19 protein-coding genes are annotated in these 20,386 nt (G+C 64.4%); 1 reads left to right on the top strand and 18 read right to left on the bottom strand.

What is annotated here, in order from left to right:
* From CH249_RS17105 to CH249_RS17075, 8 genes are all read right to left on the bottom strand, one after another.
* Nucleotides 1-246 (bottom strand): hypothetical protein (locus CH249_RS17105; protein WP_143544531.1); only part of this gene is annotated, 246 nt, incomplete at its 3' end.
* 105 nt (nucleotides 247-351) lie between these two features.
* A complete protein-coding gene (locus CH249_RS27650; protein ID WP_179273194.1) occupies nucleotides 352-639 on the bottom strand; it encodes a hypothetical protein in 288 nt (95 codons plus the stop codon).
* A 292-nt stretch (nucleotides 640-931) separates the two neighbouring features.
* A complete protein-coding gene (locus CH249_RS17100; protein ID WP_094632429.1) occupies nucleotides 932-2,197 on the bottom strand; it encodes an acyl-CoA dehydrogenase family protein in 1,266 nt (421 codons plus the stop codon).
* 151 nt (nucleotides 2,198-2,348) lie between these two features.
* Nucleotides 2,349-3,365: a helix-turn-helix domain-containing protein gene (locus CH249_RS17095; protein WP_094681579.1), complete on the bottom strand. Its 1,017-nt coding sequence runs from the start codon at nucleotides 3,363-3,365 to the stop codon at nucleotides 2,349-2,351.
* 133 nt (nucleotides 3,366-3,498) lie between these two features.
* Nucleotides 3,499-4,758 (bottom strand): gephyrin-like molybdotransferase Glp, encoded by a 1,260-nt coding sequence (gene glp, locus CH249_RS17090; RefSeq protein WP_256988358.1) that lies wholly within the window; start codon nucleotides 4,756-4,758, stop codon nucleotides 3,499-3,501.
* Nucleotides 4,758-5,000: a MoaD/ThiS family protein gene (locus CH249_RS17085; protein WP_045196011.1), complete on the bottom strand. Its 243-nt coding sequence runs from the start codon at nucleotides 4,998-5,000 to the stop codon at nucleotides 4,758-4,760. Before CH249_RS17085 ends, glp begins: the two co-directional genes overlap by 1 nt.
* Nucleotides 5,001-5,018: 18 nt before the next feature.
* Complete coding sequence (gene moaA, locus CH249_RS17080) at nucleotides 5,019-6,032, bottom strand: GTP 3',8-cyclase MoaA (RefSeq protein ID WP_143544529.1); 1,014 nt, start codon at nucleotides 6,030-6,032, stop codon at nucleotides 5,019-5,021.
* Between the two features lie 8 nt (nucleotides 6,033-6,040).
* Complete coding sequence (locus CH249_RS17075) at nucleotides 6,041-6,601, bottom strand: molybdenum cofactor biosynthesis protein MoaE (protein ID WP_179273193.1); 561 nt, start codon at nucleotides 6,599-6,601, stop codon at nucleotides 6,041-6,043.
* Between the two features lie 247 nt (nucleotides 6,602-6,848).
* Between CH249_RS17075 and CH249_RS17070 the strand changes: the two genes are divergently transcribed.
* Nucleotides 6,849-7,874 carry a helix-turn-helix domain-containing protein gene (locus CH249_RS17070; protein ID WP_094681575.1) on the top strand — a complete coding sequence of 342 codons (1,026 nt, stop codon included), beginning with the start codon at nucleotides 6,849-6,851 and terminating at the stop codon, nucleotides 7,872-7,874.
* 18 nt (nucleotides 7,875-7,892) lie between these two features.
* Here the strand turns inward: CH249_RS17070 and CH249_RS17065 are convergent, their stop codons facing one another.
* The 10 genes from CH249_RS17065 to CH249_RS17020 all read right to left on the bottom strand — a co-directional run bounded on the left by CH249_RS17065 (nucleotide 7,893) and on the right by CH249_RS17020 (nucleotide 20,267).
* Nucleotides 7,893-8,882, bottom strand: coding sequence for an NAD(P)/FAD-dependent oxidoreductase (locus tag CH249_RS17065; protein WP_218828393.1), 990 nt, complete (start codon nucleotides 8,880-8,882; stop codon nucleotides 7,893-7,895).
* The gene (gene fdxA, locus CH249_RS28230; RefSeq protein ID WP_094681573.1) at nucleotides 8,879-9,193 is read right to left on the bottom strand and encodes a ferredoxin; all 315 of its coding nucleotides are present in this window, start codon (nucleotides 9,191-9,193) and stop codon (nucleotides 8,879-8,881) included. The genes CH249_RS17065 and fdxA overlap by 4 nt, the downstream gene beginning before the upstream one ends.
* Nucleotides 9,194-9,229: 36 nt before the next feature.
* A complete protein-coding gene (locus CH249_RS17055) occupies nucleotides 9,230-11,410 on the bottom strand; it encodes a molybdopterin-dependent oxidoreductase (RefSeq protein WP_094681572.1) in 2,181 nt (726 codons plus the stop codon).
* 120 nt (nucleotides 11,411-11,530) lie between these two features.
* Nucleotides 11,531-12,211: a response regulator transcription factor gene (locus CH249_RS17050; protein ID WP_306436631.1), complete on the bottom strand. Its 681-nt coding sequence runs from the start codon at nucleotides 12,209-12,211 to the stop codon at nucleotides 11,531-11,533.
* A complete protein-coding gene (locus CH249_RS17045; RefSeq protein ID WP_179273192.1) occupies nucleotides 12,208-13,596 on the bottom strand; it encodes a GAF domain-containing sensor histidine kinase in 1,389 nt (462 codons plus the stop codon). The genes CH249_RS17050 and CH249_RS17045 overlap by 4 nt, the downstream gene beginning before the upstream one ends.
* Nucleotides 13,593-14,780, bottom strand: coding sequence for an iron-containing alcohol dehydrogenase (locus CH249_RS17040; protein WP_256981006.1), 1,188 nt, complete (start codon nucleotides 14,778-14,780; stop codon nucleotides 13,593-13,595). The genes CH249_RS17045 and CH249_RS17040 overlap by 4 nt, the downstream gene beginning before the upstream one ends.
* Before the next feature lie 197 nt (nucleotides 14,781-14,977).
* Nucleotides 14,978-16,495, bottom strand: a complete 1,518-nt coding sequence (locus tag CH249_RS17035) for a VWA domain-containing protein (RefSeq protein WP_094681571.1) — start codon at nucleotides 16,493-16,495, stop codon at nucleotides 14,978-14,980.
* Nucleotides 16,492-17,529 carry a MoxR family ATPase gene (locus tag CH249_RS17030; RefSeq protein WP_094632325.1) on the bottom strand — a complete coding sequence of 346 codons (1,038 nt, stop codon included), beginning with the start codon at nucleotides 17,527-17,529 and terminating at the stop codon, nucleotides 16,492-16,494. The genes CH249_RS17035 and CH249_RS17030 overlap by 4 nt, the downstream gene beginning before the upstream one ends.
* An 82-nt stretch (nucleotides 17,530-17,611) precedes the next feature.
* The gene (gene mdo, locus CH249_RS17025; protein ID WP_032376592.1) at nucleotides 17,612-18,883 is read right to left on the bottom strand and encodes an NDMA-dependent methanol dehydrogenase; all 1,272 of its coding nucleotides are present in this window, start codon (nucleotides 18,881-18,883) and stop codon (nucleotides 17,612-17,614) included.
* Between the two features lie 199 nt (nucleotides 18,884-19,082).
* The gene (locus CH249_RS17020) at nucleotides 19,083-20,267 is read right to left on the bottom strand and encodes an MFS transporter (RefSeq protein ID WP_094632323.1); all 1,185 of its coding nucleotides are present in this window, start codon (nucleotides 20,265-20,267) and stop codon (nucleotides 19,083-19,085) included.
* Nucleotides 20,268-20,386 lie beyond the last annotated feature (119 nt).

Here is a 20,386-nt window from a genome sequence, read left to right as displayed (position 1 = left end):
CAATGGGAGTCGGGTGTGCAGGGCGACGCCGACCGAGATATACGATTCGGCGACCGTCGCCGAGCACCCCAACGCGACGGCCATTTCGGTGCGCCCGTAGCGGCTGTAATGCTTGTGTTCGGCGTCGAGGGTGATCCAGCTCCGATGAACCTCGTAACAGGCGGTGATCTTGCGGGCCGCCTGCCGATTCTCCTCACACGCGGCCGCGGTCAACGCCTCCAGTGACACAGCTGGCAGTGCACCCATCTTCCACCCCCCGGTGAGCAACGTTTCAGAACGTGCGTTCGAACTGAAAGAAGACTAACCCGGGCCACCGACAAGTAACGAAAGCGCAGACTCGGCTGCTCGTGCTCACCACCCCGAGCAGCACAAATCAGCCGAGCTCGAACTCAGAATGTCGTGATCTGAGCCGCGGTCGTGCGGTGCCGACCACAGTGAGCAGTGCCGATACCCTGGCCTTGTGGAGCCCGACCATAGGAGATGTCTCGACGTCAGTAGGGCGTGCGGTTTCTCCAACACTTCGCCGCAACGGTCGTTGAATCGCCGCGCGATGACCCTGGAAACGTCGACGTGTGGAAGATCCTTGCCGACGAGTACCACGTCTGCCGTGCAGAACAAGAAGTCAGCTGCCCGGTGCACCGGGTACGCGAGCCGAATGCGTACATGTCGTAGATCTCTCCGTCTCGAAACCCGCGGCCATATCGTCCAGCGCAGCGTCGAAGACGTGACGCCGCACGTGCCCGACTACCTCACGGTCCGTGACGACCCGACAATCGGTCAGCATCACCACACTTTTGGAATCATCCGACCAAATGACCGAGAACCATTGGCCTCGTTGCCCTTTCTCCAGTGTGTACGAACCGGAATCGGCGCGCGAGCCCGTTCGTGGTGTCAGGATCGATCGAATCCTGACACCACGAGCGCCATCGGCCTAGGCGTGCTCGGGTACCGACAGTCGATTCTCTGCCGCGGCGAGTGAGTCGAATCCGTCTGCCTTGAGCAGATTGTGGACGTTGCGCCGGCGAACGCCCATGTTTCCGCCGTCGTACACCGGGAAGCAGAGGACGTCTTCCATGATCGCAGCGATCGGGGTCAGGTTCGTGTACGCATCGACGCCGACGAGACGCATGGCGTCGTACACCACCTGCACGGCCGTCTCGGACGCGAATATCTTTGCTTCGTTGGCCAATTCACGGTCGCGTCCACCGGTGCGATCGAAGTGATCGGCAGCCTTCCATGCGAAGTAGCGGACCGCCTCGATCCGAGTCTTGATGTCCACCAACATGTATCCCGCGTTCTGGTACTCGATGACGGGTACCGGACCGGACCGGTGGTCGGTCTTGGCGAATTGCAGAGAGTAGTCGAATGCAGCCCTCATCCTGCCCACGCACGCGGCGGCGATGGACGAGCAGGTCCAGGAGAAGGCGGTGGCGACGATGTCCAACCCGTCGCCCGGCTTACCGATGAGGTTGCCGACCGGCACTCGCACGTCGCGGAATTCGACTCGCGGCGAGTTGGTGGCGCGGTGTCCGATGGTGTCGATCATGTCGGTGATCTCGACCCCCGGCGTCCCCTTCTCCACGACGATGACCGCGAGCGACTCCGACGGCGGGAGCGCAGGATCGGTGCGGCACACCACGCTGATCAGGTCGGCACCCTGACCGTCCCAGCCCGAAGCATTGGTGGTGTAGTGCTTGGCACCGTTGATGACCCACTCGTCGCCTTCGCGTCGCGCGAAGGTCCGAATTCCGACGGTAGGGTCCTCCGAGTCGTAGTTGGCCCCACCGGTCACCTCGGTGTATGCGATCGCAGCCAGCCGAGGCTCGCCGTCGCAGAACAGCGGGAGCCAGCGATTCTTCTGTTCCTCGGTGCCGAAATTGATGATCGGATTCAGTCCCAATCCGGTGCCGAGCAACGCTGTCGGAGTGTTGATGTCGACCCGAGCGAGTTCCTCGGCCGCAAGGGCGAACGTCAGGTTGTCGAAGTACGCGCCGCCGTATTGATCGGGAACCAGTCCCTTGACGAATCCGAGCCCGGCCAGCTGCTTGTAGACCGGCTGCAATGCGTAGAAGCGATCCTCCGGCCGGGGCAAGGGCGAAATAGCGGCTGCTACTTCGCTCAGGATCTCGTCTGCCACTTGCCGCGCCTGCATGCGCACGGCCATCTGCTCGGGGCTGAGCTCGAAACTCAGGGTCATGTGGGACTCCTCGATGTCTGTCCTGGTGGGGTGAAGAACGGAATCGGGCGACGCTGCCCTGCACACCAGTTTCATCGGGTGAGTCGTCCTGGTCTTGTACCGGACTGCGCCGTGATCGGTACCGTTCTGCACACTCGGACAGAGCGTTTCGCTACCGCTGCACCAGCTGCGGCAGTTCCCTGGTCTTCATCGACGCTCGGTATTCGACCGGACTGCATCCGAAGTGCGATCGAAACGACTTGGCCAGGTGCGCCGAATCCGAGAATCCCCACGCCGCTGCGATCGTTCCGATCGACCGATCGTCGCGCGAATCGGCAAGCTCACGACGACACGCCTCGACTCGATGCTCACGTACCACGGCACCGAAAGTCGTTCCTGCCCTCTCGAACAGTGCATGGAGAGTGCGAACCGATACCCCTACGTGGCGGGCTGCCTCGGTGGCGGGAACTCGGCCGAAGGGAAGCCGGGAGTCGATGAACCGAACCGCGGACACCCGGAGTGCTTCGTCGGTCTGCAACGAGCACGCGGTGTCCCGCTCGGCCGTTGCTCCCAGCACCGCGCGGAGCAGATCGACATGGGCGGCACCGATCATCTGCCGCTCGGTGGGGTGCAGTGAGGAATCGCTCCGCCAGGTCTCGACCATCAGTGAGCCGAGCAAGCGAGCCGAGCCCGACGAGCTCGAAAAGCGCCGAGCAGTGGTCCCCGCCGACGGTGCGACGACGTCTGCCAGCAATGGCCGTGGCAGCCGGAACGACAGGACCCGCCACAGTTCGTCGTTGCCCGGTTCGACGAACTCGAGGCGGTACGGGCGGGTCGAATCGACGACGGCGAATCCGCCTCGGGAGACGGTGCACTGCCGCCCGTCCTGGGTGGTCGTACAGTGCCCATCCAGTTGGAGGTTGACGAAGACGACGTCCTCGTCCGCGCGGGCGACTTCGCGCTTTCCGTGGTCGATTCGCTGGGTGCAGGAGGCGATCTCCGCGGCATTGCCACCTCCGACAGCCGCAGAGCGCACCCACCCGGGCAGTCCGGACCGGGACGAACTGCGTTCGACGTGATCGCGGGATCGCCACGGTGCCAGTGGGGTGAATGCCTGACACAGGACGTCGGCCCAGTAGCTCATCTGATCGGCATGGCCGAGTCCCCGGGTTGTCCAAAATGACGTCATGATGCACTCCGCGATAGGTTCGAGTGCACCAACGGTAGGCCCTTGGCGTAAGCCATCCGAGGCGTTTGCGTTACGAAATGCGTGCACTCTCCTCACATCGACGAGTGGTGCGCCGAGAGAATTTCTCGGATCTTCAGATGCACGTGCCTCGCCGCGACGAGGCGAGAGAGTCGAGCATCCACGCGGGGTACTCACCGGACGGCCCGAGGTCGCCGTCGGAGGGCGGGATCACGATCACACAGTTGGCGTCGGCGAGCGCACCGACAGAATGCGATCGGATGATTCTGGCCCCTTCACCGTCGACGATGCCCAGCATGACCCGGGGTACCGGTGAGGCAGAAACGGCCTCCCCCGCTACCCTGACCGTTCTGATCGTTCGCTCGGCTTGCGGGTTTCGCAGTGCCGCAACGATGATCGGCCGGACGAACAGTTCGTACGAGATCAACGCGCTGACAGGGTTTCCGGGCAGACAGACGATCGGAGTTCCCTCGACCTTTCCGCATCCCTGCGGTTTGCCCGGTTTGACTGCAACCGAGACGAATTCGACGTCCTGGTCTGCAAGCGCAAGCCGGATCACCTCCTCGGTGCCCGCGCTGATCCCACCGGTCGTGACGACGAGGTCGGCAACCGCCGCGCATCGGGCCAGTGCCGCCCGACACTCATCGACGTCGTCGGCGACGGCCGGTTCGAGGTGAACGTCGGCACCGCACCGAAGCAGATCCGCGACGATCATCGCCGAGTTCGCGTCGTAACACTCGCCGCGTGCGAGTTCGGTCCCGACCGGCCGAACCTCGGATCCTGTCGACAGCACCGCCACGATCGGAGCCGACTCGATCAGCACATGGGTGCGACCGAGCGCCGCCAGAACACCGACCTGTGCCGGCGTGACCGATGTGCCTGCCCGGACGGCGACGTCGCCGACCTCGAAACCCGAGGCACGACTGCGGATGTTGCTCTTCGAGCCGACCGAGTGGATCGTCACCTCCTCGATACCGAATGTCTCGACGAACCCGCTGGTTCCCTCGACCGGAATCACCATGTCTGCGCCGCACGGAACTGCGGCACCGGTCATGACCTGTACCGACTCACCCGGATGAAGGTGCAGCGGTGCCGGTTGTCCACCTGCGACACTGCGCGCGGAGACGAGCAGACGTACGGGCAGATGTTCCGGACCGATGACATCGGCAGCGCGAACGGCGAATCCGTCGACCGCCGAATTGTCGAAGGCCGGCAGTGCGTGGTCGGCAACGACATCCTCGGCGAGCGTTGCCCCTACCGCATTGCCGATCGGCACCGAACGCACCGACGCCGATACTCCCAGTTTTCTTATCGCGCAGCGGTGTTGGTCCACCGTTCGGAGATGGACCTGGACGCTGTCCACTGTCGTCGACATCATCCGCCGGAGATCGGAGGCAGGACCGCGATCTCGTCCCTATCGGAGCACGGCGAATCCTCGTCGCGTGCCAGCGATCGTCCATTGATCCAGATGCGCGACACCGCCAATACCTCCGCGAACGACGCACCGTATCGTTCGACCGCAGTATCGAGCACCTCTCTGACGGTCGATCCCGACATGCTGTTCGACGCCTCCCCGGCAATCTGTCGTGCCGCAGCGAACATCACCAACTCGGCCATACGATCAGCCCCCTTCGATCATCCACCGATGTAGGACATTTCGATCCGATCTCGCACCGGATCCTCCTTCGTTTCCGCTCGAAGCTCCGAGTATCGATCGTCCCGTCGCATCCACAACGTCGCGAGGCGGGATACGAGTTCGTCCTGCGACGCCCCCGAGCGCAGCAACGCGCGCAGGTCCGTTCCGGTCGACGAGAACAGACAGGTGTACACCTTGCCGTCGGCAGACAGCCTCGCGCGCGTGCACGTTCCGCAGAACGGCTCGGACACCGACCCGATCACGCCGATCTCTCCACTGCCGTCGAGGTATCGATATCGAGTCGCCACCTCACCGTCGTACACCGCCTCGACCCGCACCAGCGGGTGGACGCGGCCGATCGTCTCCACGATCGCTTGCACGTCCATGACCTGGGACAACTCCCACCGATTCGTAGCACCGACGTCCATGTACTCGATGAAGCGCACCACGACGCCGGTGCCCTTGAACCGCTCCGCCAGAGTCAGAATCGAATCCTCGTTCACCCCGCGACGCACCACGACATTGACCTTCACCGGAGACATGCCCGCGTCCACCGCCGCGTCGATACCGTCGAGTACCGTCTGCACGGGCACCCGAGTGTCACTCATGCGAGCAAACGTTGCCGGATCCGTCGAATCGAGGCTGACGGTCACCCGCCCCAACCCCGCGTCGACCAACTTCGCAGCATGTGCGCCGAGCAGAGAACCGTTGGTGGTCATCGCCAGATCGATACCGTCGATGGCGCTCAGTCGCTCGACGAGGGAGACAATTCCGGTTCGCAGCAGCGGTTCTCCACCGGTCAGGCGCACCTTGCGAATACCGATGTCGGCAGCAGCTCGGGCGACTCTGTCGATCTCCTCGAACGACAGCAGTTTCGCGGTCTTCAAGAATTCGTGGTCGGGACCGAATTCGGACCGCGGCATGCAATAGACGCACCGGAAGTTGCACCGGTCGGTGACGGAAATACGCAGGTCCCGAAGTGGCCGGCCCCGAACGTCTCTCGCGTCGGTCACGACATCCCTCACGAGGCGGCACCGCAGGTGAGCGGCGACCACTGCGAGGCCGCCTGCTCGACACTCTCGATCTGCACACCGGTCTCCACCCAGGATTGCGCGGCGTCCCGCTGTTCGAGCTTCCACACCGGAACGGACGCCTTGACGATGTCGATGCAGAACTGAGCCGCCAGAAACGCGGCGACGCGATGACCCGCGGACACACAGACCAGGACACTCGCTTCACCCACCGCGACGGATCCGGTCCGGTGCAGCAGGGCGATACGGCCGATGTCGGGCCAACGCTGTTGCGCCGTCTCGGCAATCTCGAACAGGCGTCCGCGCGCGACCGACTCGAAGGACTGATAGTCGATCGACACGACCCCGTCGGTCCGTCGACCTGCGGAGTCCCTCGAATACTCGCGCACAACCCCGGTGAAGGTGACAACGGCCCCGCACTGGGGCATGGTGGCCCAGGCGGTCGCCGCCTCGACCGACAACGCGTCGGAGGTGACTGCGACTCGCACCCCGCTTGCGCAGGATTCACTGTCGTTCCCGTCCAGCTGCACGACTGTGTCGACGTCGCCCATGGTGCACCCCTTTCGTCGAATTCGGTTCCAGCTTGGTCCAAAGGGGTGCAGTGCATTTGACCGCCAGCGACCGTTAGTTGACCTGCAGAGACCTCGCCACGCCGTCCGGATCGGACTTTCCGGCAATGTTACGAACAGCGAATCAACCGGAAACATTGCGCGCTAACCTCGAACAAAGCTCCTGCATCGCAGTGACGACACGGTCACCAGGACCGACGACGGTGGGCTTCGACGAAAAGGGGTTCCCATGCTGTCCAGATCCGGATTCTCGATCCCGACTCGGACGACCAGCCGCAGTGACTGGTGCGACATGCTCAGCGAGCATTTCGTCGCACTGGACGTCGCGGACGTGGCCGACAGCCGATTCACCGGGGCCGTCCGGTCGATGTCGCTTGCACACCTTCAGGTTTCGAGTGTCAGATCCACCACGCAGCACATCGCGCGTACCGACTCGTTGATCGATCGGGATCGCATCGAGTACGTCCAGATCGGAATGATCAGACGCGGCTCGGCCATCGTCGTGCAGGACGGCCGCGAATGCACTCTGACGCGGGGCGACTTCGCGATCTACGACACCTCACGCCCGTTCGACTGGATCATCGACGGCCACCCCGACGACGATCAATGGGAACTGGAGGTCTTCACCTGGCCCCGTCACATGCTTCGGCTCGACGCCCGTGAGTCCAGCGACATGACGGCGATGGCATTCGACGGATCCGCCGGATTCAGTGGGCTACTGGGCCGGTTTCTTCACGATCTGAGTTCGACGCGCTCGTCACTGGACATCACCGGAGCGCAGGCGATAGCGGACGAGGTCGGCGATCTCGTCAGCGTGATCGCCCGCAACACCACCACGAACTCGACCGTCGACTCGCCCAGCGCAGCTCTGGTTCGGTCAGCGCAGCGGTACATCGAGGACCACCTCGCAGATACCGAGCTCTCACCCACCTCGGTGGCGTCGGCGATGTTGGTCTCGACGCGACAGTTGCATCGTGTGTTCGCCTCGAGCGGCACGACGGTGGCCCGCACCATCAGAACCAAACGGCTCGAGCGCTGCCGCCGCGAGATCGTCGGCAGCATCACGCTGGACAAGTCGCTCGGGCAGATCAGTCGGAGATGGGGCTTCGCGGACCTCGCCGTCTTCAGCCGCGCCTTTCGTGAGCAGTACGGCATGAGTCCGCGGCAGTACCGCGCCAGCGTCTGTGCCCGGTCGGACGACCCGCGTGCGGTGACGCGCTCGACACGGCCGACCGACCGAGAACCGAGGTACTGACGCGACGATCGACTCGAGTCAGTGGATCGAGTCGCTCGAATGGCCCGGCACGATCGGTGCCGAACCGTCGACGAGTGGTGCGATGTGGTTGACCGCCGTGGCGGCCTCGGCGAATCCGACCGCGATCAGCTTGACCTTGTCCTGGTGTCCGGCAACATCACCCACCGCGAATACTCGCCGACGATTGGTCCGCATCGTCCGGTCGACGGCGATATCGCGCTGGTGCTTGTCCAGACCCCACGTCCCGATGGGACCCAATGCCGCTTTGAAGCCCAGTGCGGCAACGACACTCGACACTGCAAGTCGACGGCGTTCGGTTCCGGCTCCGTCGACGATCGTCACCGATTCGACGGCGTCCGAGCCAGCGATCTCCTCGACCTCGTACGGGGTGAGTACATCGACACTCGACCGCTCCAACAGTCCCAAGCTGTGAGCATGAGCCCGAAACTCGTTGCGGCGGTGCACCAGTACCACCGACTTCGCGATCGGCTCCAAACTCAGAGCCCAGTCCACCGCCGAATCACCGCCCCCGACGATCATCACGTGTTCGCCGGCCAACTCGTTCAGTCTCGGCACGAAGTAGCGAAGCCCACGATCGTGGAACTCCGAACCCGCCGGCAGCGGTCTCGGCGTGAATTTGCCGATCCCCGCTGCCACCAGAACCGCCTTCCCGACGACGGTGACACCCTTGTCCGTCGTGATCCGGACGGCCTCCTCGGATTCTTCGAGCTCGGTCGCGACGTGTCCCATCAGATACGTCGGTTTCGCCTGCTCTGCCTGCTCCACCAAGGCGTCGACCAGATGCTGCGCCTTGATTGCCGGAAAGCCGGCGACGTCGAAGATCTTCTTCTCCGGGTACAGCGCGGCCAGCTGACCACCGGGATGCGGTAAGGCGTCGACGACGGTGACCGTCAGCCCACGAAAGCCCGCGTAGTACGCACCGTAGAGGCCGGCCGGGCCCGCGCCGACGATGATCAGGTCACACTCGAAATCGGTTGCGTCACTCACTTCTTCGCCGCTTCGTCGATCGCCGGGTGGTCGTGTCCGACCGGACCGAGATCCTCCGCGCCACCCGACGCATCGGCATCCTCGCAGAACTCCACTGCGATGTCGACGAACCGCTTCTGCTCGTCCGGGATCTTGTGTTCCCAGAAGATCGCGTCGTTGGGGCACGCGGGCATGCATTTGCCGCAGTCGACGCACTCGTCGGGATTGATGTACATCATCCGAGCACCCTCGTAGATGCAGTCGACGGGGCACTCCTCGGTGCATGCCTTGTCCAGCAGGTCGATGCACGGTTCGGTGACGACGTAGGCCATCTCGAAATCCTCGTTCTCGTAGTAGGGAAGGTGTTGTCAGGCGTCGAGTGGTCGCACGTCGACCAGAGTGTCCGAGAACGTCGGGGCATTCCCGAGGTCCGCGAATGCCGTGGGGTTGAGCGAGGCCGGGGTCGAGAGCGAGAGCATGTTCTTGCGCCACGCGCCCATCGCGCACACCGTCACGCCCTCCATGACGGACTTGTCCAGCTTGGCCAGGACGGTGAACTCACCGCGGTCGTTGAACACTCGAACCACATCACCGGAGGCGACACCCCGCCGCTCGGCGTCGGCTGGGTTGATCAGCAGGGTCGGCTCCTTCTGCACCTTGCGATGCATGTCGAGATTTCCAAAGCTCGAATTCAAGTAGGCGTGCGACTTGGGCGTCAGCAGGTTGAGCGGATACTTCTGCGCCAGTTCGGGGTTGGTGCGAGACGATTCGCGCGGCGCAATGTAGTGCGGAAGCGGATCCACCGGTTGGCCCGGCTGGTGATCGTTCGATCCCTGCCGGAAGAGGGGCAGAACGAAGTTGCCGCCCGCCGCTGCCGAGGACAGGAACTCGGTCTTGCCGGACGGCGTCCGGAAATTGCCCTCGGCGTGGGGTGCGTACTCGTCGGGACCGGGAAGATTGAGCCGCTGCCACCCGAGCTGTTTGAGCGAGTCGATCGAGATGCCCTCCATGGCAGGCGCATTCCAGTCGTACGAGAGGGCTATGAGTTCCTCGTCGGTACGGGAGAACACCGGCTCGGTGAACCCCATGGCCTTGGCCAGTCGCCGGAAGAGCTCGGTGTTGGGGACCGCTTCTCCCATCGGCTCGATCGACCGATTGTTGTAGGTGACGAACAGGTGCCCCCACGAGAAGTTGATGTCGTCCTGCTCGAGCTGTGTGGTCGCCGGCAGGATGATGTCAGCGTAATCGGCTGTGTCGGTGATGAAATGGTCACTGACGACGGTGAACAGATCCTCGCGGCTGAGCCCGTCGATCATCCGTTTCTGATCCGGGCACACCACCACCGGATTCGAGTTGTAGACCATCAGGGCCTTGAGGGGCGTGTCCAGATTCAGCCCGCCGGTCAGCGCTTCGCCGAGTTGATACAGATTGATCACCCGCGTGCCTGGCGTTTGCAGATCCGTCTGCAGGAACTCGGGCCAGTTCACCGGGAAAGCCCACAGGGGTAGCTGCAGGATTCCGCCTCCTGGCTTGCGCCAGGCACCCACCAACGACGGCAGGCAGGAAATGGCTCGGACGCTCTGCCCGCCACCGGCGCTCCGTTCGATCGCGACACCGATGCGAATCACGGCCGGCTGACTCTGCGCGTATTCCCGCGCCAGGGTGTAGATGTCCTCGACGGGGATGCCCGTCTCCTCCGATGCCCACTGCGGGGTGTACTGCTTCACCCGCTCGGCCAGCTCGTCGAAACCGATGGTGTGACGCTCGATGTAGTCCGCGTCCGTCAACCCCTCGTCGATGATGACGTGCATCATCGCCAGCGCGAGCGCGCCGTCGGTGCCCGGCCGGATCGGGATGTACCAACTCGCAGCCTTCGCGGTCCTGGTTTTGACCGGGTCGATCACGACGACCTTGGCCCCGCGCTTCTTGGCCTCGGCCACATACGGCCACAGGTGCAGGTTGGTGCTCATGATGTTCGACGCCCAGATCAGAATGAACTTCGAATGGACGAAGCTTTCCGGGTCGACTCCCGCCGTATCGCCGACCGTCATCGCGTACGCAGTGCACGACCCTGCATCGCAGTAGGTGCGCTCGGCAACCGTTGCCCCGAGACGGTTGAAGAATGCGTCGCCGACGTTGAGCCCCTGCGTGATCCCCTGGGTGCCGAGGTAGTTGCACGGCATGATCGCTTCCGGGCCGAATTCCTCGGCGATGTCGGTGAACTTCTCCGCGATGGTCGCAACGGCCTCGTCCCACGAAATTCGCTCGAAGCGACCGGAGCCTTTGGGTCCGGATCGCTTGAGCGGGTACAGGACTCGATCGGGGCTGTAGACCTTGTCCAGGTAGTTGTCCACCTTCACGCACAATCCACCGTTGGTGTACGGGTTGGTCTTGCTACCGCTGACGCTGGTCGCCACACCGTCCGCGACGGTGACCACCATCGAGCACGAATCCGGACAGTCCTGGCCGCAGGCTCCGAGAACGGTGAGCTCCGCGGGGCGGTCTGCGGGAGCGTCGTCTTGGCGTGTGCCTTCTTGAACAGTCGTCATGGGGTGCTCCTCGGCATGGATATCACTGGTATGTGTTATCCGAAGCCTGCACCGCCCAGACGCTCTCGACAGGACACCGAGCGCCGTCTACTTTGCACTCTGCGCCCGAAGGCTCTGCAGTCAGATCAAGCCTTGCTTACTCGCCGCGTACACGGCCTCGGCTCGTCTGGACACCGCGAGCTTGCGCATGATGTTGCTGACGTGGAATTTGACCGTCGTCGCCGAGATGAACAGTCGCGTTCCGATCATGTTGTTGGACAGGCCCGTCGCGAGCAGCCTCAGGACCTCGAGCTCACGCTCGGTCAGGCGCTCGATGCTGCTCGGTGTGCCGTTGAGAGAGCGAACGACGGCCGAGGCGCTCCGCGAGTCGAAGGCGCTCTCGCCGCGCGAGACCGCGCGGATCGCGCGTACCAGCTCGGTGGTGTCGACGTCCTTGACCACGTATCCCCGCGCTCCCGCATGCACCGCCTCCACCACGAGCCGGTCGTCGAGGAAGGTCGTGAGCACCAACAGTCCGATTCCGTTGTGCGCCTTCGCCAATTGCGCACACAAGGCAAGACCCTCGTAATCCGAACTGGCCGACAGCTTGAGATCCATCAGCACGATGTCGGGCTCCACCCGCGCGACGACGGCCAGTCCCTCCTCCCGCGTCGACGCCTCCCCCACGATCGTCAGATCCGCCTCGCGTTCGAGCACCGACCGTAGCCCTTCGCGCAGGATCGCGTGATCGTCGACCAGCACGATGCGCACCGTGGGTGCAGCCACATGCCCTTGGCCGTCGCGGATCGTCGGTACGCTCACAGGGTGTCGCCCTTCTCCGATGTACTGCCGAGGGGATCGCTCCCGAGGGGGATTCGCACGGTCACTCGCACTCCTCCGGTACGGGCACGCCTGATCTCGAAGACGCCACCGTGCTCGCGGGTACGGGCCGCCATGTTCGCCAATCCTCGATGCCGACCGTCGACGTCGGTGGACTCGGACAGGTGCAGCATCATCCGCAGATGGGCCGGATCGCCGTCCCCGTCGTCGGCGATGGACAACTGCACCTGATCGGGCGAGTAGGTCAGTCTCAGAATTGCCCGCGACGCGTGGGCATGCACCGCGGTGTTGAACAGCGCCTCACCGGCGATGCGCAGCAGGGCGTGCTCGCATTCGCTGCTCAGCTCGACCGGAGTTCCCTCCACTCGCAACGACACCTGCAACTCGTCGGGCATGTGCACCACCGAGAGCTGCTCGAGCATCTCGGGCAGAGACGTTCGATCGGCATCCTGCGGATGGTTGAGCGCATAGATCGCAGACCGCAATTGTTCGACGGCTCGACGCGTCAACTCCTTGGCCAGATCGAGCCGTTCTCCGCGCTCCTCGGCCGGAATGTCGCTGCGGCACACCTCGATCTGCATACCGGCCGACAACACCGCCTGCGTCACGCTGTCGTGTAGTTCGCGGGCGATGCGATGCCGTTCGTCGTCGAGCACCTGATGTCTGTGCGCGGCACCCAACTGCCGCTGAGTCACTTCGAGTTCGGCGTTGCGGGCAGCCAGATCCGCTGCTGTGCGGTGGGCCTGGGCATACGCGTTCTCGGTGCGTTCGAGCAATTGTCGCCGGCTCTGGAACAGAGCCGAATTCTGCAGTGCCACAGCCGTTTGACTCGCCAGAATGCTCAACACGGCCGCGTCGGTTGCGTCGAGCACCCGGCGGTCGCCGGTCCACGCCGCGAACGCGCCGACGACGCCACCGTCGAACGCGATCGGCACGAATGCGTGATGGGCCGAGATGACCGGACTCTGCCCGTCACCGCACGTATCCGTTCGAATCGACTCGAGGCAGTCGATGACGTCGTCCGGCAGCGGCGGACCCTCGACGTTGTCGACCAGGAACGGCGTCGCGTCCGGTCCGAGCACCAGCCGCCGGGGACCGGCATCCGGGAGCGCACCGTCGGCGAGCGCGAACACGACCCACTGCGCGCTCAGATGGGCACGAGCGGCTTCCGCGACCGCGCACACCAGCGTCTCGGGGCCGTCGACCGTCCGCACCAGAGCCCGCGAAATCAGCTCCAGCGCATAGACGACGCGTTCGAGCCGTTCGGCCGCGCCGCGATACTGGGGATAGAACGTGTTCTTGCCCGAGCGCAGTCCCGTCAGCAGCGACAGATCGGGGCCCGACGTCACATCGGGTCCCGAAGTCACAGCGCACTCCGGAACAGTTCGACCATCTCGAGGTGCGTCGCCGAGCGCGGATTGGTGGACATGCAGGCATCGTGCAGAGCGTTGGTGGCCAACACATCGAGATCCGACTCACTGACTCCGATCTGTGCGAGGCCGGACGGGACACCGACCTGTCGCGCGAGGCGGTCGACGCGGTCTGCCACGGCCATCGCGGCCTCCTCCGGCCGGGCTCTGCCCTCGGGAAGTCCGAGGCTCGTCGCGATGGCCACGTACGGCAGCGGATCCTCGGCTGCATTGAAGCGGATGACATGAGGCAGCAGTACGCCGTTGATCACACCGTGCGGCAGGTCGAGCAGTCCACCCACCTGATGGCTCATGGCATGCGTTGCACCGAGGATCGCGTTGGTGAAAGCCAGGCCGGCTTCGAGACTCGCCTGGGCCATCGATCCGCGCGCAACCATGTCGGCGGGTTCGTCGATGGTGCGTGCCAGCTGCGACATCACCATGGTGATGGCCCGTAGCGCATGGTGATCGGTGAGTTGGTTGTGTCCGAGCGAGACGAAGGCCTCGATACCGTGAGTCAGGGCATCCAAACCCGTTGCTGCGTTGAGCCATTCGGGCATCGTGGTGAGCAGCCGCGGGTCGATCACGGTGATATCGGGGACCAGAGCTCTGCCGAGAATGGTGATCTTCGTCGAGCGCGCCGTATCGGTGACGATGCAGAACTGGGACACGTCGGCACCCGTACCGGACGTCGTCGGCACCATGACCAAGGGTGGAATCGGGCGCGTGGCCTGATCGACACCTTCGTAGTCGAGGATTCTGCCGCCGTTACCGGCCAGGATCGCAATGCCTTTGGCCGCATCCATCACCGATCCCCCGCCGATGGCCACCAGCACATCGCAGACCGACTCGGTGTAGACCGCATATCCGGCTTCGATCTCGACATCCTTGGGATTGGGCGTCAGCTCGCTCCACACCTGGGGAAACAGGCCCTGTGCGGTGAGCAGATCGATCAGCTGACCCGCCCACCCGCTGTCGATCAGACCGGCATCGGTGACCACGAGCGGACGCACTCCGCCCAGCCGAAGCGTCGCGTGCGCCACTTCACCCAACGAATCCTGACCGAACACGATCTCCGGGGCATGGAACTTGAGCACGCGCGGTGCCTCCGGGCGGCTGCGTCGATCATCGAGGTCGTGCAGCGCCTTGCCTACGTTCGCAGTAGCTGCCTGGTCCACCGTTCACACCCTCGCTGTCCATCGGCCCGAGACATCCGGGCATGTGATTCAGGTTACAACCCTACGAGGGGGGCCCGTCGAATCCCACCAGCACCGGACCAGGTTCCCACCTACCCGATCGGGTAGGTACCCGAACCCCGACGGCCAGGGTCGGACGCTGGCTAGGACAGCGCATGCCCCAGTTCGGCCGCCTGCGCCGTCAGCTGGTCCCCGTCCCTCGCCACGACGACCCGGTCGCAGACCTGCTCGTAGTCCTCCATCGAACACGCAGCCTGAGCCCAGTAGCGGCGCGCCTCGGGGGTGATCCACGCGACGCGGTGCACCATGGACCGAATCCTTTCCAGCGCATCGAGTCCCGACGGGCGGCCGTTGCACCGGCCGTCGCCGACGATGATCACCGCGGTGCGCTTGTTCAGCACGTCGGCATGCGAGTCCAACAGAGCGCCGAACATGCTGCCGTAGTCGCTACTGGCTTCGAGGTCCAGACGCGCATCCGCGAGCACCGCCGCCAGCGCGCCGTCCCCCGTACTGGCGAGCAAGGTGGTAGTCACGTCCACCGGCGCATCGACGAACCCCATCACCGTGCATCGGTGCGCGCGCGCATGCATGGCCTGCGCCAGGCGCAGGGTGAACGCCGTGATCGGCCGAACCGACAGCGAAACGTCGGCGAGCACGAGGAGTCGGACCTTGTCCGGTACCGGTGTCTTCGTCACCAAGCGAAACGGAATCCCGTCGGTTCGCAGACTCGACCGGACGGTGCGCCTCATGTCCAGCGGCCCGCGCGAGTGCTCGCGCGGCCGCGGGCGCGGGGTGCCGCGCATGTGCCGCAGCAGTTCGTGACTCGCGCGCTCGATCTCGGCGTGCCTGCCGATCACCTGCGCCGCACCGTCGATCGGTATCGGTGAGGGCATGGTTCCGGTCAGCTCACCCAACGCCGCGACGAAAGCCTCGACGGCATCGGTGATCCGATCCAGCATCGCGGCACTCAGTGGACCCGAATCACCGCCGTCGCCGTAGACGCTCCGCGGATCGTAGGCGTCGAACCACGCCAGCACGCTCGCCGGATCTTCCCAGTTCAGCTGTCCCGCAACCGCTCCGCTGGTACTCGACGCCAACTCCCCTGCCGCCGTCGATCCGGACCGCTCCAGGTCGACGGTGTAGGTGACCCCGCGACGGCCCATGTCGCCGTCGGTGTCGATCGACAGATCATGATCCTCGGACGAAAGGCTGATGTCGTCGTCGTCCTTGTGCGGGTTGAAGCCCTTGTCGGCTTCGGGCGCGTCGAGCAGATCCCCGATCTCCACGGCCCGTTCGTTGTACTCGGCGTACATGGCGGCCTCCTGGTCCGCTCCCACCTCGAGGTCCGTCGGAAGTCCGCCGGCGACCTGCGCACCCAACGGCGATCGATGCTCGTCCACGGCACTGTCGATGGCGGCCTCGAACATCGACTCGAACGCGAGATCGAATCCGTGCTGTTCGTGGTCGTACTTGGCGCACGTCGCGCGCAGGGCCGCACGCAGAATCGTCAGGTCCCGGCCCCCGAGGAGACCGAGGACGCGTCGTACCTCGATCACCTCGGCCGGCGACGCCGCTACTCCGAAGCGCCGCAGCGTCCGGCCGAAGCCAGCCGCCAGCACGTCGAGCACCACCGATGCCGAGAACGATTCGTGCCCGGTCATCGTCGTATTCCGATGCCGCCCTTGTCGCGTCCACCGTGTCCGCGAAAGGCCGTCGCGGTCGTGTTGACGATAGTTCCCAGTGACGTTGCGGCAGAGGTTGTTTCGGCGACCGGCCCGGCCAAGGCGATCTTCATGTCCGAGGAGTACTTGACCAGCGCGGCGAGCAGATACTTGCGGGTGTCCTCGGAGTGTCCGAGAACCGACGCGATACGAGCCGCGTCGATCACTTCCGAGATCGACGGGCTCTTGCGCAGCGGTAGTTCGCGCAGTTCGGTTGCCAAATCGACGATCTCGGCCACGATGTGCGCGGGCACCTCGGGCGCACGAGCGGTGACGATCTCGCGCTCCCGCGCAGCCGTCGGGTAATCGAGATGGAAGTGCAGGCAGCGTCGCTTGAGCGCCGAGGACAGCTCACGAGTGTCGTTGGAGGTCAATATCACCCACGGATCGCTGCGCGCCGTGAAGGTGCCGACCTCGGGGATCGTCACCTGCTTCTCGGCGAGCACTTCGAGCAACAGTGCCTCCATCGACTCCTCGGTGCGATCCACCTCGTCGACCAGCAGCACCACCGGCTCCTCAGAGAGCACCGATTCGAGCAGAGGGCGTACGGCGAGGAAGGGCTCGGAGTACAGGCCGAAGTCCTTGGCGGCGAGCAGCTTCGATGCGTCGTCGATATCGGTGACGTGCTGGGTGAGCGCGCCGATGTGTTCGCGCAGCATCTGCACATGCAGCAATTGCTTGGCGTAGTCCCACTCGTAGAGGGCTCGGTTGTCGTCGAGGCCCTCGTAGCACTGCAACCGAACCAGCTTCCGTCCGCTCGCCGCAGCGAGAGACTTGGCCAACTCGGTCTTGCCCACGCCCGCAGGGCCTTCGAGCAACAGTGGGCGATCGAGCGCTGTCGCCAGATGTACCACGGTGGCGAGGTCGTCGTCGGCGATGTAGTCCTGCTCGCCGAGCGCGCGCTGCAGATCGGCGGCGTCGGTGAATCGAACGGTGCCGGTGTCGTCGCTACGCACTGTCGACAGCGAGGTCATGTGTTTCCCTTCGTGGTGCGGCGGAGCCGCAGTGGTGCGGTTATGCGCCGCCCGGGGCACATAACCGCACCACTGCGCAGCATCAGTACGACTCGTTGATCGCGTGCGAGACGACGGGGATCATCGACTCCACGGTCACCTCACGGGGGTTGCCCGGGGTGCACCAGTCCTCCTGGATGTGCTCGGAGATCTTCAGCACCGACTTCTCGTCGCCCTTGATCACGTCGCCCTTGCCCGCGTACTTGCCGGTGTTCATCCGGTTCTTGTCGTACGTCGCCGAACGGATGGAGCCGAAGTTGTCGGGAATTCCGACGTCCTTGGCGAGCCTGATGGCGGCTTCGACGGCAGCATCGGCCGCCTGCACGGTGGTCATGTTCTTGGTATCGACGCCCATGGCCACGGCGATCTCGGCGTAACGCTCGTAGCGCGAGGGCAGGTTGTACTCCCACACGCGCGGCAGCGCGATGGCGTTGTTGAGGCCGTGAGCGCTGTCGTAGAACGCGCTGATCGCGTGCGAGATCGAGTGGATGACACCGAGTCCGCCGGAGTTGAACGCCTGCGTGGCGATGTACTGGGCGTTCATCATGCCCTCGCGAGCCTTCAGGTTGCCCGGGTCGTACACCGCTTCACGAAGGTGCTTGGACACCAGGCCGATCGAATAGATGGCGTTGCCGAGCGACGGCGCGAAATCGAGACGCGAGACGTACGGCTCGGCACCGTGGGCGAGAACGTCGAAGCCGCAGAACGCGGTCCACTGCTGCGGGCAGGTGTAGTAGAGCAGCGGATCATCCAGTGCCAGAGTCGGTGTCGACGCTTCGTCGAACGCCAGCCACTTGTGCGGCTTCTCCATGTCCGAGGTGTCGGTGATGACGTAGGCCCAGGACGTCTCCGAACCCGTTCCTGCAGTGGTCGATACGGCGATGTGCGGTGGATTCTGCTTGTTGGTGGACTTGGAGAATCCCTCGAACTCGTTGATGTTGCGTCCGTCGTGCGCGACGACGACGCGAATGCCCTTGGCCGCGTCGTGGCTCGAACCACCACCGACGGAGATCACGCTGTCGCACTTCTCCTTCTGGTACAGCGCGGCACCGTCCATGACGTTGTAGTCCTTGGGATTGGACTCGACCTTGTCGTAGAGGACCACCTCGACGCCCTGGTACTCGATCTTGCCGATCAGTTCCTCGATGATTCCGGAACCGCGCAGACCGGTCGTGACGAGCAGCGAGCGCTTGAACCCGAGTTCCTTGGCCTCGACACCGATCATGTCGTGGGCACCGACTCCCAGCTTGGCGCGCGGCAGCGGATGAAACTCCTTGATGGGGAATTCCCAGATCTGATTGAGCTCGATAACCATCGGTGTCTCCTCGGTGAGTGTGAGTGACAAGACGCCTTCTGCTGTGATCGGCGTCTCACTGATGACCACACTCCACCGCCGCACACCGCGTTGGGAACACCTCGAGGCGGGAACCCTGCCAACGACCCGACCGAACTACCCGATCGGGTAGGAGTACTCGCTCACCCTCGGCAGAGGAAGAACCACAGACTCTGGCGCACTACCGATCTCGGCGCTGCGCCAGCGAGAATCCGAGAACCGAGAACAACGCCATCGCGATGACGAACGCGCCGTACACCTCCACCGTCGTGCTCAACCCCAGCCGATGCACCGACAGACCGGCGACCACGGCGGGCACGCTGAAGGCGAGGTAGCTGATGACGAACGTCGTGGCGAACACCCCGCCTCGCTCCGCTGCGGGAACCAGCGCACCGAGCGTGCGCATCGCGCCGAGAAAAGTTGCTCCCCAACCCGACCCGGCGATGACAGCCCCGACGAAGTACAGCCCGATCGAGCCGATCTCGACCGATACCAAGGTCAGCGCCACACCGATCGCAAGCACGGACGCGCCGATCATCATTACCCTGCGAGGAAATCCGTTGCGCACCACGGCAGCTGCTATCGAACCGGAACCGAACAGTGCGAAGATCTCCAATCCGCCCACGATGTGGTTGTCGACACCGAAGACAGTGCCGATGATGGACGGACCGAGCGAGAGGTGGAAACCACCGAGAGACCACGTGGCGAACAGGGCGGGAGCGATGAGAAGGAACGGTGCCCGCACCGACTTCGGGATCGACATTCTCGGCAGCAGGGTCGACGCGAGGTGGCGTCGGGAATCGAAGCCGCGCAACGCCGATGTCTCGGGGACGAACAGCAGCGCCACCGCGAGGACGAGCGCCGCGCCGATCAACAGAACGAACACGAGGATCTCCGGTGCCGGAGCCAACTGCACCAGCAACCCGGCACCGAGCGCCCCGGCCGCCAGTCCGAACGAAGGTGCCACGCTGTTGAGCAGCGGCCCGGTGGACACGTCGGGCTGGAGATCGATGATGGCCGCACTCATCGCACCCGTGGCCGCGCCTGCAGCAATTCCCTGCACCACGCGAGCGGCGATGAGGAGCGGCACGCTGTCGGAGACGATGAACAGCACCAGGCTCACCACGAGCATCAGCAGCGACGCAATCAGAATCGGCTTACGACCGATGTGGTCCGACAGGCTGCCGACGGTGAGCAGCGTCGCCAGGAGCGCCACCGCGTAGACGGCGAAGATGAGCGTGAGTGTGATCGCGCTGAATCCCCACGACTGCTGGTACACCGGATACAGCGGAGACGGTGCTGCCGACGACGCCATCAGCACGATGAAGGCAACGCCCACCACCCAGAAGGCGTATCGATGCGGCATCCTCGCCGCAGTCCTTCCGGCACTACCGCGCACTTCGACGCCGACCATGTGTTTCCCTTCACCGCAGTGACCGTTAGCTCAGTGAAAGACAACGCTCGGGAGCGTCCTGCATTCCCCGA

The sequence above is a fragment of the Rhodococcus sp. 05-2255-3B1 genome (assembly GCF_002258545.1).
Lineage (GTDB): Bacteria > Actinomycetota > Actinomycetes > Mycobacteriales > Mycobacteriaceae > Rhodococcoides.
Note: the sequence above shows the minus strand (reverse complement) of the source record. Positions and strands in the feature narration are given on the sequence as shown.